This is a genomic window from Nocardioides alcanivorans, from assembly GCF_021555175.1.
Classification (GTDB): domain Bacteria; phylum Actinomycetota; class Actinomycetes; order Propionibacteriales; family Nocardioidaceae; genus Nocardioides; species Nocardioides alcanivorans.
Map to the genome: position 1 here is coordinate 47,139 of NZ_JAKGRW010000054.1, position 14,305 is coordinate 61,443.

The window sequence follows — 14,305 nt, forward strand, 5'->3', positions numbered from 1 at the left end:
CTAGGACAGATCTCGATCAGCCAGTGATGCCTCCCCGGAGCGCGCGCACGGCGAACCTCGTGGCTTCGGCGACGGAGACGCCACGGTTGATCGTGATCTCGGCAGCGCAGTAGATGACGGAGTAGTAGAGGTCGAGGAGCCACTCCGGTGGGACGTCGGCCGACAGGCTTCCGTCGGCCTGCCCGCGCCGCACCAGGTCGAGGGTCTCGTCGGTCGCGGGACCGTAGAAGATCTCCGCCTTCGGATTGCCCTCGAAACGGTGGGGGTCGGTCCAGAGGAACATGACCCAGTGACCCAGGCTCACCACGTGCTCGAGACCGTGCAGCAGCTCATCGAGGCCGGAGCCGGTGGGGTCGGCCTCGCCGCGATCGGATTCGACCATGTCGAAGGCGCGCGTGCCCGCCTCCAAGCAGGCGTCGACGACCTCGGCGCGGTCGGCGAAGTACCGGTGCAGGGTGCTTCGGCTGACGCCGGCTCGTTCGGCCACCGTGGCAAGCGGCGCGGTCCAGTCCTCGGCCCACACCCGCACGGCCGCATCGATGATCGCTCGCCGGGTGCGCCGACGTACGGCGGTCTCGCCGGCCGGAGCTGCTGAGACGGTGGACACGTGGGACTCCGGGCTCATGGCCCGAGGGTAACCGAATGCGACACGACTGTCTGATTGTGAGACTTGGCAGACCCATAATGAGACAGTAGTGTCCTATTCATGAACGCAGATCTGGAGGGCAGTGCCCCGGCTGCTGACGTCCCGAGTCCTCAGCAGCCGCGTTGGCGCCTCCTGGCCCGCTACGTCCGCCCCCACCGCACGACGTTCGTCGTCGCGCTGGTGCTCGGCCTGGGTGGGACGGCCGCCGAACTCGTGAGCCCGTTGGTCACCCGCGAGGTTCTCGACGGCCTGGAGACCGAGGCATCGCTGCTCGGTCCGGTCCTGTTGCTCATGGCCGTCCTGATCGTCGGCAATGCGATCGGCTACGTCCAGACCGTCATGCTCGGGACGATGGCCGAGCGGATCATCCGTGGTGCCCGCCGCACCATGCTCGGTCGGCTCCTCGGGGCGCGCACCGAGTACCTCGCAGGGCGTACGGGCGGCGAGATGGTCTCGCGCGTCACCTCCGACACCACGCTGATCCGCGAGGCGTCGACCTCGAGCCTCGTCTACCTCGTCAACGGTGCGATCTCCCTCCTCGGATCGCTCGCGCTCATGGCCTACCTCGACGTACCGCTCCTGCTCGTGACCCTCGCCGTCGTCGTGGTCGGCATCGGCCTCGCCTCGGCGCTCATGCCGCGCATGGCCAGACTGCAGCAGCAGGTCCAGGCCGAGCTCGGCGATCTCGGCGGCAGGCTGGACGGGGTCAGCCGGGCGCTGCGCACCGTCAAGGCGAGTCGTGCCGAGGAGCGGGAGCTGCAACGACTCGGCCACCATGTCGACGAGGCGGGTCGGCTCGGCGTGAAGGTCGTGAAGCTGGAGGCGGCAGCGTGGACCCTGACCGGCGTCGCGATCAACCTGGTCGTGCTGGTCGTGCTGGGCTTCGGTGCCTACCGGGTCTCGACCGGTGCGCTCGACGTCCCGACGCTCGTCGCGTTCCTCCTCTATGTCTTCGGCCTGATGTGGCCGGTCATGATGATCACGATGGGACTGACCTCCCTGCAGTCCGGCCTCGCTGCCGCGGCCCGCATCGAAGAAGTGGTGACCCTGCCCCAGGAGGAGGACCGGGCCGGCTCCTCGTCGGCGCCGGCCGGTGTCGACGCCGCCGCTGCGGTGCTGGGCCTCGAGTCGGTCTCGGTCCGATACCGACCGGACGGGCCGCTCGCGCTCGACGACGTCTCGCTGGAGATCCCCAGACGAGGCCACACCGCGCTCGTCGGTCCCTCGGGCGCCGGCAAGACGACGGTGCTGTCGCTGCTGCTGAAGTTCCTGCATCCCGTCGCCGGCCGGGTCACGCTCGACGGGGTGCCGTACGACGCATGGACGGCCGATGCCGTGCGCTCGCGCATCGGATACGTCGAGCAGGACACCCCGCTCGTGCCCGGAACGGTGCGCGACAACGTCGTCCACGCGGTGCCGGACGCTGACGAGGCCGCGGTCTGGGCGGCGCTGGAGGCAGTCCACCTGGGCGACACGGTCCGGGCGCTTCCCGACGGGATCGACACCGAACTCAGCGCGACGAGGCTGTCCGGTGGCGAACGTCAGCGGATCGCCGTCGCCCGGGCCCTGGTGCAACAGCCTGAGATCGTCCTGCTCGACGAGGCGACTGCCCAACTCGACGCGCTCACCGAGGCTGCCGTGGCGGCCGGGGTCCGCGAGCTCGCGCGCGGTGGTGCCGTGGTGTCGATCGCGCACCGCCTGTCGACGGTGATGGACGCCGACCGGATCGTGCTGCTCGAAGCTGGTCGCGTGCGTGCCATCGGAACGCACTCGGAACTGCTCGACGACGAGCTCTATGCGGACCTGATCGCCGCACTGCGCATCGGTCCGGCGCCGAGCGTGGCAGTCGCGCCCGTGGCCTGACGCACAGAGCTCGCCGGAGGGTTTCAGGCCCGGGCGAGCGCCCTCCCGATCGCCAGTGCCTGCTCCGTGGCGCCGCCGAACGAGAACTCGAAACGCTTCGCCGCCGTGAAGTAGCGGTGCGCCTCGCCGTCGAGGTCGATGCCGACACCGCCGTGCACGTGCACGGTCGTGTGGGCGATCTTGTGGCCGGCATCGGCGGCCCACAGCTTTGCCACGGCGACCTCGGTCGCCGCGGGCAGCCCCTCCTGGAGGCGCCAGACGGCCTGCCACAGGCAGAGCTCCTCGAACAAGGCATCGATGTAGCCGTCGGCAAGTCGCTGCGACACTGCCTGGAACGTGCCGATCGGACGACCGAACTGCTCGCGAGTCTTCGCATACTCGGCGGTCAGCCTCACCGCGCCGCGCACCACGCCCAGCTGCTCGGCCGTCGCACACACCGTCAGCAGTTGGCCGAGGCGCTCGGCCGCGACACCGTCGGCAGCACCGAGCAGCCGCTCCGCACCGAGTCGTACGTCGTCCAACTGCAGCAGCGTCGTCACGTCGCCGTCGCTGGTGTGCTGCTCCTCGAGCGTCACACCGTCGTCGCCGGGGGTGACCATCAGCACGGCCGAGCCGGTCGGGGTGGAGGCCGTGACCAGGAAGAGGTCCGCACGGTGACCGGCGCGCACCAGCGTCTTGGCGCCGGTCACCAGGTGTCCGCCTTCGTGAGGAGCCGCGGTCGTGGTCGGATGGCCGGGCAGGAAGTCGAGCGCCTCGGAGACGGCGGCCGTGAGCACTCGGGAACCGTCGGCAGCGCCGGCGAGCCACTCCTGCTTCTGCTTGTCGTTGCCGAACTCGGCGACGGCGACCGCGGCAGGCACGTGTACGGCGGCCGGCACCGGCGCCACGCCTCGGCCGATCTCGATGAGCACCCGGGCCGCCTCGACGAGACCGAGTCCGGCGCCGCCGTACTCCTCGGGCACGGTGAGGGAGAGGAGGCCGGCGTCGGCCAGTGCCTTCCAGAGCTCGGGGTCGAAACGATCTCCGGCCCGCTCGACGGTACGCATCCGCTCCGGAGTGGCGAGGTCGCCGACGATCCGGGCAGCGAGCTCGGCTGCTTCGTCCTGTTCGGGGGTGAAGGTGAAGTCCATCGTTGATCCTTCGTTCGGTTCAGCGCTTGGCAGCCGGCAGGCCGAGGCCCACGTAGCCGATGATGTCTCGTTGGATCTCGTTGGTGCCGCCGCCGAAGGTCATCACGAGTGAGCTGCGGAAGTAGCGCTCCAGGCGGCCGAGCAGGACGGATCCGGGGAGTCCGCGGTGATACCGGCGTGGGGGCCGACGATCTCCATCAGCGCCCGGTAGACCTCGGTGGCCAGCTCGGAGCCGTAGACCTTCGTGGCGGACGCATCCGCGGGGAGAGGTTGTCGACACTGGACGCGAGCTTCCAGTTGACCAGCGTCAACGCCTCGGTGCGGGCATGGGCGCGGCCCAGCAGGATCTGCACCCATTCGGAGTCGATCACGCGACTGCCGTCGGCGCGCTTGGTCTCCTGGGCCCACCGACGTACCTGGTCGATCGACTCGACCAGCGCCGCCGACGACGTGAGCGCGACCCGCTCGTGGTTGAGCTGGTTGGTCATCAATGCCCAGCCACCGTTGAGCTCGCCCACGAGATTGCCGACCGGCACCCGTACGTCTTCGTAGTAGGTCGCCGAGGTGTGGACGCCGGCGACCGTGTGCACCGGCGTGTAGGAGAAGCCGGGGGCGTCGGCAGGCACCAGGATCATCGACAGTCCCTTGTGGCGTGGGAGGTCGGGATCGGTGCGGCACGCCATCCAGATCCAGTCGGCGTACTGGATCAATGACGTCCACATCTTCTGACCGTTGATCACCCACTCGTCGCCCTCACGCACCGCGCGGGGTGCGCAGTGAGGCGAGGTCGGTGCCCGACCCCGGTTCGGAGTAGCCGATGGAGAAGTGCAGGTCGCCCGCCAGGATCCGCGGCAGGAAGTACTCCTTCTGCTCGTCCGATCCGTAGCGCATGATCGTCGGCCCGACCGTGTTCAACGTGAGGTAGGGGATCGGTACGCCGGCCACTGCGGCCACGTCGGTGAAGATCAACTGCTCGATCATCGAGCGGTTCTGGCCGCCGTACTCCTCTGGCCATCCGATGCCGAGCCAGCCGTCGGTGCCGAGTTGGCGGATGACCTCCTTGTAGACCTTCGCGTCGCCGAACTCCCCGGTCGCCGCAGCCAGGGCTGCGCGACGCTCCGGGGTGACCAGTTCTGCGAAGTAGCCTTGCAGGTGTGCGCGTAGCGCTTCCTGCTCGGGAGAGAGGGCGATGTGCATGGGCTGTGCTCCTGACGCCGCTGATGTGTGACGAAAAACTTGAGGTGCGGTTGGAAACGCTGCCGAGAAAACTATAACCTGTTCTTGTTTTGGTCCAGAGGTTACGAGTAGACCGAGGAGTCGACCATGAGTAACGCCCGACTGTTGGACGCCGGCACCCTCCCGAGCGCTTCGCTCGCGGATGGCACTGCCTCGGCCTGGCGCGTGACTTCAACGACGGCAAGCCGCACAAGATCGACGCCTTCGGCGAGAAGCTCGTGGTGTGGAGTGACACGAAGGGAAACATCAACGTCCTCGACGCCTACTGCCGTCACATGGGCGGGGACCTGTCGCAGGGCACGGTCAAGGGCGACGAGATCGCGTGTCCGTTCCACGACTGGCGCTGGGGCGGCGATGGCCGCTGCAAGTCGATTCCCTACGCTCGCCGCGTCCCGTTGCGCGCCCGCACCCAGCAGTACCCGGCCGTGGTGCACAACGGCATGCTGATGATCTGGCACGACGTCGAGGGCAGCGCCCCCGACATGGAGGTCCTCCCGCCCGAGCTGCCCGGCGTCGGCACCGACGAATACACCGACTGGACCTGGGAGGTCCTCGACGTCCCGACGGCGCACTGCCGCGAGATCGTCGACAACGTCGTCGACATGGCGCACTTCTTCTACATCCACCTCGCGTTCCCGACGAATTTCCGCAACGTCTTCGAGGGTCATGTCGCCACGCAGTTCATGGAGTCCGTCGGACGTCCCGACGTGGCCGGTGGCTACGGCGACGAAGACATGATGCTGAAGTCCGAGGCGTCGTACTTCGGGCCCTCGTTCATGGTCAACTGGCTCGAGGTCGACTACAAGGGCTTCGTCACCGAGGTCATCCTCATCAACTGCCACGTCCCGACCTCGCAGAACTCCTTCAAGCTCATGTACGGCGTCTGCGTGAAGAAGCCCGAGGGCCTCGACGACGCGACGGCCGAGTTCATCGGCAAGAAGTACTCCGAGATGTTCAAGGGCGGCTTCGAGCAGGACGTCCACATCTGGCTCAACAAGGCGCCGGTGCAGAACCCGCTCCTGTGCGAGGAGGACGGGCCGGTCTACCAGCTGCGTCGTTGGTACGAGCAGTTCTACGTCGACAAGGCCGACGTCGCCACCGACATGACCGACCGCTTCGAGTTCGAGGTCGACGTCACGAAGGCCAACGAGTACTGGCGTGAAGAGGTGGCGGCCAACCTCGCCAAGAAGGCGGCCGAGGACGAGGCGTTGGCAGCGGCCGGCGCCGAGCAGGCCTGATGCCCTCCTTCGTCCCCACCAGCCCGGAGACCGTCGAGGACCAGCAGCTGTACACCAGGGCACGACTTGTCGAGGTCGCGTGCCAGGACTGCCTCGCCGTCGTGGGTGTGAAGAAGAACTCAGAACATCACACCTCCATCCAGTGGTCGGAAACTGCTCTGAAAGCATGCGCGGAATTCGCCAGAATGGACCATGAACCAAGTGGTCGTGCTGTGCACACCCCCTGCAAGCGCCTGATCGCGAGCATCGACAAGGCTGCCCGCGAAGGCCAGATCCCCATCGGAGCAGAAGATGGATACTGAGTCCTACGTCCTTCCCGTACGTGAGGTGATCCGAGAAACCGCCGACGCCGTGTCGGTCGTCTTCGACCTCACTGAAGAGGCGCAGGGCCACTTCGACTACACCCCGGGGCAGTTCCTCACGCTCGCCGTGCCCAGCGACCAGACCGGGCTCGTGGCCCGGTGCTACTCGCTGAGCAGCTCGCCGGTGCTCGACCAGCCGCTCACGGTGACCATCAAGCGGACCGTGGACGGCTACGCCTCCAACTGGATCTGCGACAACCTGCAGGCCGGCGACACCCTGCGGGTGTTGCCGCCCAGCGGCATCTTCACCCCAGCCGATCTCGATGCCGACCTCCTGCTCTTCGCAGGCGGCTCGGGGGTCACCCCGGTGATCTCGATCGCACGGACCGCGCTCGCCAAGGGCACCGGCAAGATCGTGGTGTTCTATGCCAACCGCGACCAGGACTCGGTGATCTTCGCGGAGGAGTGGAGCCGGCTCTCCGCAGAGAACCCCGACCGCCTGATCGTCGTGCACTGGCTGGAGTCGGTGCAGGGACTCCCCAGCCAGGCGCAGCTGCAGGCCTTCGCGTCGGAGTTCTCCACCTACACCTCCTTCTGCTGCGGGCCCGCCCCTTCATGAAGGCGGTCTCGCTCGCCCTGCGTGAGCTCGACTTCCCGCGGGAGCGTCGTCACCAGGAGAAATTCGTCTCCTTGGGGGCAACCCGTTCGGCGACGTCGACGAACTCCGGCAGGCCGAGGCGGAGATCGCCGAGGCCGACGACCACGAGGACGGCGACGACGCAGCGGCTCCGCTCCTGGCCGGCCCGATCACCATCGAGGCCGAGCTCGACGGTGAGAACTTCACCTTCGACGACTACTCCGGCAAGGAGACCGTCCTCGAGTTCCTCGAGAGCAAGGGCGTCCCGGCACCGTTCTCGTGTCGTGAGGGCAACTGCTCCGCCTGCGCGTGCGTGGTCCTCGAGGGCGACGTCAAGATGGCTCACAACGAAGTGCTCGACGACCTCGACCTGGCCGACGGCATCCGCCTCACGTGCCAGGCCACTCCGATCACGGAGAAGCTGAGGATCTCCTTCAACGGCTGAGCCGATTCCCCAATCTCCTCCAACGCCCGGGCGGTCGGCTGCCCGGGCGTTGCCCTTCCCTGGGGGTGGGTGCGCGGCCTAGCGTGGTGGACGACCGCTCCCGCCCGGCCCCAAGGAGTTCGTGAGATGAGCAGCATCGACAACGTCGTCGTCCTCGGCATGGGGGTCCTCGGCTCCCAGATCGCCTTCCAGAGTGCCTACTTCGGCAAGGAGGTGACCGCCTACGACATCTCCGACGAGGCCGTCGCCGCCGGCCGGGAGAGGTTCGCGACCCTCGCCACGCGCTACGCGCAGGACTTGACCGACGGTGAGGAGAAGGCGGGTGGGGTGCCGGACCTGATCCGCACCACCTCCGACCTGGCAGAGGCGGTGCGGGGCGCCGACCTGGTGATCGAAGCCGTTCCGGAGGCGCTGGAGATCAAGCAGGCCACCTATCGCAAGCTTGCCGAGGTGGCCGACGCCGGTACCGTCTTCGCCACCAACTCCTCGACCCTGCTGCCGTCGGACATCTCGCCCTCCACCGGTCGTCCCGAGCGGTTCCTGGCGCTCCACTTCGCCAACGAGATCTGGCTGCACAACACTGCCGAGGTGATGCCCGGCCCCGGGACCGACGCTTCGGTGGTCGAGGAAGTCACCGCGTTCGCCGAGGAGATCGGGATGGTGCCGATCGTCCTCAGGCGGGAGAAGAGCGGCTACGTGCTCAACTCCCTGCTGGTGCCGCTCCTCGATGCCGCCGCCGAGCTCTGGGTCGGCGACTACGCGGACATCGAGACGGTCGACAAGACCTGGCGCCTGGGTACCGGAGCGCCTGCAGGACCGTTCCAGATCTACGACGTGGTGGGCCTGACGACCGCCTACAACATCGCCTCGGCCAACCCGGACCCGGGACACCAGGCATTCGCGGCTCGTCTCAAGGCTGAGTACATCGACCAGGGCAAGCTCGGTGTCGCCACGGGCGAGGGGTTCTACAAGTACGGGTGACTGGGACTCCTTCGCGTCCAGGGGCCCCATCAAGCCGAGAGTGGCCGGCCGGCTGCTACCAGCCGCGTGCGCGCCACTCCGCCACGTGGGGCCGCTCGTTGGCGAGCTGCCCGTCCTTGCCGTGGCCCGGGTAGAACCAGGTCTGGTCGGGGAGGGTTCCGAAGAACTTCGTCTCCACCTCGTCGATGAGCGTCCGGAAGGCCTCGTCGTCGCCGAAGGTCGCGCCCACGCCGCCCGGGAAGAGGGTGTCGCCGGTCCACAGGTGGGGGTGGCCTTCGGGGTCCTCGTGCACCAGGGCGACCGAGCCCGGGGTGTGTCCGGCGATCGCGATGACCTTCAGCGCCACGTCGCCGACGGTGACGGTGTCGCCGTGCTCGAGGCGCGCGTCCACCTGGACCCCGGTCTGCTCGGTGATGGCGTCCGCGTCCGGAGTGCCGGCGTACACGGGGGCGCCGGTCGCGGCGACGACGTCGGCCAGCGCTCGGTGGTGGTCCCAGTGCTGGTGGGTGGTCACGATCGCGTCCAACCTGCCTCCGCACAGCTCGAGCAACGCAGGCGCGTCGTCAGCCGCGTCCACCAGCAACTGTGCACCGGTCTGCTTGCAGGTGAGCAGGTAGCAGTTGTTGGCCATCTTCTCGTCCACGGCGAGCTTGCGGATGGTCAGTTGCGACAACTCGCGCACGTCGGCGGAGCCGCCGGGGGTCACGTCACCGGTGTAGGTCATGTCGCCCACTCTAGTGACGCCTGAGCAGTGGTGGGAGACGGTCAGAACGCGGGTGCTCCCGGGAGCTCTCCTCCAGCGGCGCCCAGGCCTTCGCCGGAGCCGCGACCAGTCAGCCACCACGCCAGGTCGGAGACGGATCCGGAGATGGTCAGGTCGGCGTCCGCGACGTCCCCCCACTGTGCGCCCGTGTCGGTCGCGGCGAACGCCCACGAGTCATGGCGCGGTGCGCGCTGGTTGACGACCGACGTGGCGAACTCGGTCGGCCAGTCCCGGTGCGTCACGCCGGCCACGCCCAGGTCGGTGAGGTGGATCCAGACCTCCGACAACCGCTTGGGGAGGGCGTCGGTCGCCGGAAAGGTCATGCCACCACCTCCGGGGAGCCGGTGCACGATCGCGACCCCGTGCCTGTCGTCGAGCTGGGCGAAGAGGCCGGGCAGCTCTGCCGCGACTGCGCGACTGCGTTGCACCAACTCCCTGCCTGGCGCCGAGCTGAGCGCCGCGATGTCGTGGTCGCGGGCCTCGTTGCTGTCATACATCGAAGCCGGATCCCCACCGAGCACTTGGGTCAGCACCCGCCGGAACGCCTCCCCATTGAGCGCGACGTGCGCCACGACGTGGGCGCGTGTCCACCCGGGCAGCGACGAGGGTGCCCGCAGCTCCTCCTCGGTGAGGGTGGAGACGACGGCGAACCAGCGGTCGTCGGCAGCCGAGAGGGCGGTGAGTGAGGTCATGTCGCCGATTCAATCGCACTTGGATGCACATGAGATCGTGGGGATCGTGCGTGGCGCCTTGCGTCGAGCGGCCGCGTGACGAACACTTGTTCGAAATCAGCGCTCCGATCCGGAAGACACATGGCCGACCAAATCATCATTCGCGGTGCCCGTGAGCACAACCTGAAGGACGTCTCGCTCGACCTTCCTCGTGACGCCCTCATCGTCTTCACGGGACTCTCCGGCTCGGGCAAGTCGAGCCTGGCCTTCGACACCATCTTCGCCGAGGGGCAACGACGCTACGTCGAGTCGCTCTCGGCCTACGCCCGCCAGTTCCTCGGGCAGATGGACAAGCCCGACGTGGACTTCATCGAGGGCCTGTCGCCCGCGGTCAGCATCGACCAGAAGTCGACCTCGAAGAACCCCCGCTCGACGGTCGGCACCATCACCGAGGTCTATGACTACCTCCGGCTGCTCTATGCCCGTGCCGGTCGCCCGCACTGCCCGGTGTGCGGCGCCCCGATCGAGAAGCAGACACCGCAGCAGATCGTCGACCGGCTGCTCACCCTCGAGGAGGGCATCCGCTTCCAGGTGCTGGCGCCGGTCATCCGCGGCCGCAAGGGGGAGTACGTCGAACTCTTCCGTTCGCTGCAGAGCCAAGGGTTCTCGCGGGTCAGGGTGGACGGGGAGACCAAGACGCTCGATGCCGTCATCGCGGGTCCGGTGATGAACAAGCAGCAGAAGCACACGATCGAGGTCGTGATCGACCGCCTCGCTGCCAAGCAGTCCGCCAAGCGGCGGCTCACCGACTCGATCGAGACCGCGCTCAACCTGGCCGGCGGACTGGTGGTCATCGATTTCGTCGATCGTGCGGAGAACGCGGACGACCGGGAGATGCGGTTCTCCGAGAAGATGTCGTGCCCCAACGAGCACCTGCTCGACACCGACGAGCTCGAGCCGCGCTCCTTCTCCTTCAACTCACCCTTCGGCGCCTGCCCCGACTGCACCGGTCTGGGCACCCGGATGGAGGTCGACCCCGAGCTCGTGATCGCCGATCCCGGCGCCACCTTGGGCGAGGGCGCGATCCAGCCCTGGAACCACGCGCACATCGCCGACTACTTCCTGCGGCTGCTCGCCTCCCTGGGCGACGAGATCGGCTTCGACCTCAACACGCCGTGGGAACGGCTGACCCCCAAGGTTCAGAAGATCATCCTCGACGGGCACTCCACCAAGGTGCACGTGCGCACGAAGAACCGCTACGGCCGCGAGCGTGCCTACTACGCGGCCTACGAGGGGGTCCGGCCCTACATCGAGCGTCGTCACCGTGAGGCGGAGAGCGACACCTCCCGGGACCGTTTCGAGGGCTACATGCGCGAGGTGCCCTGCCCCTCCTGTCGCGGCAGCCGTCTCAAGCCGGTCTCCGTGTCGGTGACCCTGGGTGCCAAGGAGCAGGGCGGACTCAACATCGCCGAGCTCTGCGCCCTGCCGATCAACGAGACCGCCGAGGTGCTGCGCAGCCTCGAACTCTCCGAGCGGGAGCGCCAGATCGGTGCCCGGGTGCTCAAGGAGATCCTCGAGCGTCTCGAGTTCCTCCTCGACGTCGGCCTCGACTACCTGTCACTCGACCGGCCGTCCGGCTCCCTGTCCGGCGGCGAGGCGCAGCGGATCCGGCTGGCCACGCAGATCGGCGCCGGCCTGGTCGGTGTCCTCTACGTGCTCGACGAGCCCTCGATCGGTCTCCACCAGCGTGACAACCAGCGGCTCATCGAGACCCTCGTACGCCTCAAGGACCTGGGCAACACCCTCATCGTCGTCGAGCACGACGAAGACACGATCCGCACGGCTGACTGGGTCGTCGACATCGGCCCGGGTGCGGGCGAGCACGGCGGCCAGGTCGTGATGTCCGGCACGGTCGACGACCTGCTCAACCACCCCGACTCACCTACCGGCAACTACCTCTCGGGCCGCAAGCAGATCGCGGTTCCGGAAGTACGTCGCCCGCTGACGAAGGGTCGTCAGCTCACGGTCCACGGGGCCAAGGAGAACAACCTCAAGGACGTCACCGTCGACTTCCCGCTGGGTGTCTTCACTGCCGTCACTGGGGTCTCCGGCTCGGGCAAGTCCACGCTGGTCAACGACATCCTCTACACGTCGCTGGCCAAGGAACTGCACAACGCCCGCACCGTGGCCGGCCGGCACCGCAAGATCACCGGCGTCGACCTCGTCGACAAGGTCATCCACGTCGACCAGTCGCCGATCGGGCGCACTCCGCGGAGCAACCCGGCGACCTACACCGGGGTCTTCGACCACGTGCGCAAGCTGTTCGCCACGACTCCGGAGGCGAAGGTGCGTGGCTACCTGCAGGGCCGCTTCTCCTTCAACGTCAAGGGTGGTCGTTGCGAGGCCTGCTCCGGCGACGGCACGATCAAGATCGAGATGAACTTCCTGCCCGACGTCTACGTGCCGTGCGAGGTCTGTCACGGCGCCCGCTACAACCGCGAGACGCTCGAAGTGCACTACAAGGGCAAGAACATTGCCGAGGTGCTCGACATGCCGATCGAGGAGGCTGCCGACTTCTTCGCCGCCGTTCCGCCGATCGCTCGACACATGAAGACGCTCTGCGAGGTCGGCCTGGGCTATGTGCGGCTCGGTCAACCGGCGACCACCCTCTCCGGGGGTGAAGCGCAGCGGGTGAAGCTCGCCAGCGAGCTGCAGAAGCGGTCCACCGGCCGCACCGTCTACGTGCTCGACGAGCCGACCACGGGTCTCCACTTCGAAGACATCCAGAAGCTGTTGCACGTGCTCAACGGCCTCGTCGACAAGGGCAACACCGTCTTGGTGATCGAGCACAACCTCGACGTCATCAAGACCGCGGACTGGCTGATCGACATGGGGCCGGAGGGGGCAACCGCGGTGGCACTGTGGTCGCCACTGGCACGCCGGAGGACGTCGCGGCCTGCCAGGAGAGCTACACCGGTCGTTTCCTCTCCCCACTGGTCGGGGTGACCCCGCGTCCGTTGGCCGCTCCTAGGGAGGAACCGGCACCCGTCACGAAGGCGGCGGCGAAGAAGGCTGCAGCGAAGCGGCCCGCAGCCAAGAAGGCAGCAGCCAAGAAGCCCGCGGCCAAGAAGCCCGCGACGAAGCGAGCTGCCGCCAGCAAGTGAGGGTCAAGCGTGTCGGCCGGGCAGGTGCCAGTGGTGCTTGCGCCGTTTGGGCTCGTCATAGCTGTGAGCAGCCAGCCAGAGCCCGGACACCATCAACGTGGTGAAGAGCGCGATCCCCACGACGAACCCGGTGAAGGCCCACTGGACGTCGACCAGGAGTGCATGCATCTCTCCCACCTCCTTCCTCTCCCACCATGCGCCTCAGTCGCTCAGGGGACAAGGGGAAGCTTGACCGTCTACCCTTTTTCCATGAGCCCACATGTGGGGAGTCGACGCGCGATGCGACGTACGGTCCTCGCCGCAGGAGGCGGCGCAGCATCGATGGCGGTGCTTGCGGCCTGTGGTGACGGTGAAGGTACCGAGAGCGCTCCGTCGTCTCCCGGCACGTCTGCGGACTCGCCCTCGCCACGAGGCGCCACGACCGGGAATGAGCCAACAGAGCCCTCCGCTTCAACAGAGCCTTCCGCTCCCGCGGAGACCCTGGTCGAGGTGGCGGACGTCCCCGTGGGCGGCGGGGTGGTGCTGCCTGACGTGGGCCTCGTCATCACGCAGGCGACGGCGGGTGAGCTCCGTGGTTTCACCTCGGTCTGCACCCACAGGGGTTGCACGATCAGCGGCGTGAGCACGACCATCGACTGCTCGTGCCACGGTTCGAAGTTCGCACTCACCGACGGTTCCGTGGTGTCTGGGCCGGCGACGAGCCCGCTGGCCGCAGCGCCGGTGGAGGTCGTCGGCACCGCCGTGACGCGCGGCTGACCCTCGTTCCGGCTTGGGACCGGCCCCCTAGAATCTGCTGCATGACCGACTCACGGCCCCTGATCTCCCGGCGCACCACGTTCAAGGGAATGGGGGCCCTCGGAGCCGCTCTCGTCCTCGCGGCGTGCAGCGGCGGTGACGACGCCCCGTCCGCGCCGGAGGCGGAGTCGGGTGACGTGCTGGCCTCCACGTCGGAGGTGCCGGTCGGAGGCGGTGTCATCCTGGCGGACCGGGGCATCGTGATCACCCAGCCCACCGAGGGCGAGTTCGCGGCGTTCTCGGCCGTCTGCACCCATCAGCGCGCCACGCTGAGCGACGTCGACGCCGACGGCATCCACTGCCCGCGACACGGATCGGTGTTCGACGCGACGGACGGATCCGTCGTCAACGGCCCGGCCTCGTCTGGGCTGCCGGAGGTGGCCATCACGGTCGAGGACGGCAACATCCTCGCCGCATGAGTTGTCGGGCCGTCC

At 67.9% G+C, this 14,305-nt stretch carries 16 protein-coding genes and 1 pseudogene; 9 read left to right on the forward strand and 8 right to left on the reverse strand.

The features are described from left to right. Nucleotides 1-16: 16 nt before the first annotated feature. Entirely contained in the window at nt 17-625 is a 609-nt protein-coding gene (locus L1066_RS22930) for a TetR/AcrR family transcriptional regulator (protein WP_235738688.1), read from the reverse strand. An 81-nt stretch (nt 626-706) separates the two neighbouring features. Between L1066_RS22930 and L1066_RS22935 the strand changes: the two genes are divergently transcribed. After that, a complete protein-coding gene (locus tag L1066_RS22935) occupies nt 707-2,509 on the forward strand; it encodes an ABC transporter ATP-binding protein (RefSeq protein ID WP_235738689.1) in 1,803 nt (600 codons plus the stop codon). A 23-nt stretch (nt 2,510-2,532) separates the two neighbouring features. Here the strand turns inward: L1066_RS22935 and L1066_RS22940 are convergent, their stop codons facing one another. From L1066_RS22940 to L1066_RS22955, 4 genes are all read right to left on the reverse strand, one after another. After that, nucleotides 2,533-3,639, reverse strand: a complete 1,107-nt coding sequence (locus tag L1066_RS22940) for an acyl-CoA dehydrogenase family protein (RefSeq protein ID WP_235738690.1) — start codon at nt 3,637-3,639, stop codon at nt 2,533-2,535. Nucleotides 3,640-3,658: 19 nt separating this feature from the next. Next, the gene (locus L1066_RS27255; protein ID WP_283095597.1) at nt 3,659-3,742 is read right to left on the reverse strand and encodes a hypothetical protein; all 84 of its coding nucleotides are present in this window, start codon (nt 3,740-3,742) and stop codon (nt 3,659-3,661) included. A gap of 94 nt (nt 3,743-3,836) precedes the next feature. Next, the gene (locus L1066_RS22950) at nt 3,837-4,400 is read right to left on the reverse strand and encodes an acyl-CoA dehydrogenase family protein (protein WP_235738691.1); all 564 of its coding nucleotides are present in this window, start codon (nt 4,398-4,400) and stop codon (nt 3,837-3,839) included. Further along, on the reverse strand, nt 4,393-4,836 hold the full coding sequence (locus L1066_RS22955; RefSeq protein ID WP_235738692.1) for an acyl-CoA dehydrogenase family protein: 444 nt from the start codon (nt 4,834-4,836) through the stop codon (nt 4,393-4,395). Before L1066_RS22955 ends, L1066_RS22950 begins: the two co-directional genes overlap by 8 nt. 233 nt (nt 4,837-5,069) lie before the next feature. Between L1066_RS22955 and L1066_RS22960 the strand changes: the two genes are divergently transcribed. The 5 genes from L1066_RS22960 to L1066_RS22980 all read left to right on the forward strand — a co-directional run bounded on the left by L1066_RS22960 (nt 5,070) and on the right by L1066_RS22980 (nt 8,478). After that, nucleotides 5,070-6,113, forward strand: coding sequence for a 3-ketosteroid-9-alpha-monooxygenase, oxygenase component (locus L1066_RS22960; RefSeq protein ID WP_312008667.1), 1,044 nt, complete (start codon nt 5,070-5,072; stop codon nt 6,111-6,113). Then, nucleotides 6,113-6,415, forward strand: coding sequence for a hypothetical protein (locus L1066_RS22965; RefSeq protein ID WP_235738693.1), 303 nt, complete (start codon nt 6,113-6,115; stop codon nt 6,413-6,415). Before L1066_RS22960 ends, L1066_RS22965 begins: the two co-directional genes overlap by 1 nt. Continuing rightward, nucleotides 6,405-7,034: an FAD-binding oxidoreductase gene (locus L1066_RS22970; protein WP_235738694.1), complete on the forward strand. Its 630-nt coding sequence runs from the start codon at nt 6,405-6,407 to the stop codon at nt 7,032-7,034. The genes L1066_RS22965 and L1066_RS22970 overlap by 11 nt, the downstream gene beginning before the upstream one ends. A gap of 193 nt (nt 7,035-7,227) precedes the next feature. Then, on the forward strand, nt 7,228-7,497 hold the full coding sequence (locus tag L1066_RS22975) for a 2Fe-2S iron-sulfur cluster-binding protein (RefSeq protein WP_235738785.1): 270 nt from the start codon (nt 7,228-7,230) through the stop codon (nt 7,495-7,497). Nucleotides 7,498-7,623: 126 nt separating this feature from the next. Next, the gene (locus L1066_RS22980) at nt 7,624-8,478 is read left to right on the forward strand and encodes a 3-hydroxyacyl-CoA dehydrogenase (RefSeq protein ID WP_235738695.1); all 855 of its coding nucleotides are present in this window, start codon (nt 7,624-7,626) and stop codon (nt 8,476-8,478) included. A gap of 55 nt (nt 8,479-8,533) precedes the next feature. Here L1066_RS22980 and L1066_RS22985 read toward each other — a convergent pair whose 3' ends face one another. Then, nucleotides 8,534-9,202: an MBL fold metallo-hydrolase gene (locus tag L1066_RS22985; protein ID WP_235738696.1), complete on the reverse strand. Its 669-nt coding sequence runs from the start codon at nt 9,200-9,202 to the stop codon at nt 8,534-8,536. Between the two features lie 41 nt (nt 9,203-9,243). Then, nucleotides 9,244-9,933 (reverse strand): maleylpyruvate isomerase family mycothiol-dependent enzyme, encoded by a 690-nt coding sequence (locus tag L1066_RS22990; protein ID WP_235738697.1) that lies wholly within the window; start codon nt 9,931-9,933, stop codon nt 9,244-9,246. A 120-nt stretch (nt 9,934-10,053) separates the two neighbouring features. On the opposite strand from L1066_RS22990, the pseudogene uvrA reads away from it, so the two are divergent. After that, nucleotides 10,054-13,076 (forward strand): annotated as a pseudogene (gene uvrA / locus L1066_RS22995) (excinuclease ABC subunit UvrA). A 3-nt stretch (nt 13,077-13,079) separates the two neighbouring features. Here the strand turns inward: uvrA and L1066_RS23000 are convergent. Further along, nucleotides 13,080-13,244: a hypothetical protein gene (locus L1066_RS23000; RefSeq protein WP_235738698.1), complete on the reverse strand. Its 165-nt coding sequence runs from the start codon at nt 13,242-13,244 to the stop codon at nt 13,080-13,082. Between the two features lie 321 nt (nt 13,245-13,565). Between L1066_RS23000 and L1066_RS28145 the strand changes: the two genes are divergently transcribed. Then, on the forward strand, nt 13,566-13,832 hold the full coding sequence (locus tag L1066_RS28145; protein WP_235738699.1) for a Rieske (2Fe-2S) protein: 267 nt from the start codon (nt 13,566-13,568) through the stop codon (nt 13,830-13,832). A gap of 41 nt (nt 13,833-13,873) precedes the next feature. Further along, entirely contained in the window at nt 13,874-14,290 is a 417-nt protein-coding gene (locus tag L1066_RS23010; protein WP_235738700.1) for a Rieske (2Fe-2S) protein, read from the forward strand. Nucleotides 14,291-14,305: the final 15 nt, after the last annotated feature.

Excerpts from the sequence above, each read along its gene's own strand:
- L1066_RS22930 (WP_235738688.1), bottom strand. The coding sequence starts at position 625 with ATGAGCCCGGAGTCCCACGTGTCCACCGTCTCAGCAGCTCCGGCCGGC.
- L1066_RS22985 (WP_235738696.1), bottom strand. The coding sequence starts at position 9,202 with ATGACCTACACCGGTGACGTGACCCCCGGCGGCTCCGCCGACGTGCGC.
- L1066_RS22965 (WP_235738693.1), top strand. The coding sequence starts at position 6,113 with ATGCCCTCCTTCGTCCCCACCAGCCCGGAGACCGTCGAGGACCAGCAG.
- L1066_RS23010 (WP_235738700.1), top strand. The coding sequence starts at position 13,874 with ATGACCGACTCACGGCCCCTGATCTCCCGGCGCACCACGTTCAAGGGA.
- L1066_RS22935 (WP_235738689.1), top strand. The coding sequence starts at position 707 with ATGAACGCAGATCTGGAGGGCAGTGCCCCGGCTGCTGACGTCCCGAGT.
- L1066_RS22940 (WP_235738690.1), bottom strand. The coding sequence starts at position 3,639 with ATGGACTTCACCTTCACCCCCGAACAGGACGAAGCAGCCGAGCTCGCT.
- L1066_RS22970 (WP_235738694.1), top strand. The coding sequence starts at position 6,405 with ATGGATACTGAGTCCTACGTCCTTCCCGTACGTGAGGTGATCCGAGAA.
- L1066_RS22990 (WP_235738697.1), bottom strand. The coding sequence starts at position 9,933 with ATGACCTCACTCACCGCCCTCTCGGCTGCCGACGACCGCTGGTTCGCC.
- L1066_RS27255 (WP_283095597.1), bottom strand. The coding sequence starts at position 3,742 with ATGACCTTCGGCGGCGGCACCAACGAGATCCAACGAGACATCATCGGC.
- L1066_RS22955 (WP_235738692.1), bottom strand. The coding sequence starts at position 4,836 with ATGCACATCGCCCTCTCTCCCGAGCAGGAAGCGCTACGCGCACACCTG.
- L1066_RS23000 (WP_235738698.1), bottom strand. The coding sequence starts at position 13,244 with ATGCATGCACTCCTGGTCGACGTCCAGTGGGCCTTCACCGGGTTCGTC.
- L1066_RS22980 (WP_235738695.1), top strand. The coding sequence starts at position 7,624 with ATGAGCAGCATCGACAACGTCGTCGTCCTCGGCATGGGGGTCCTCGGC.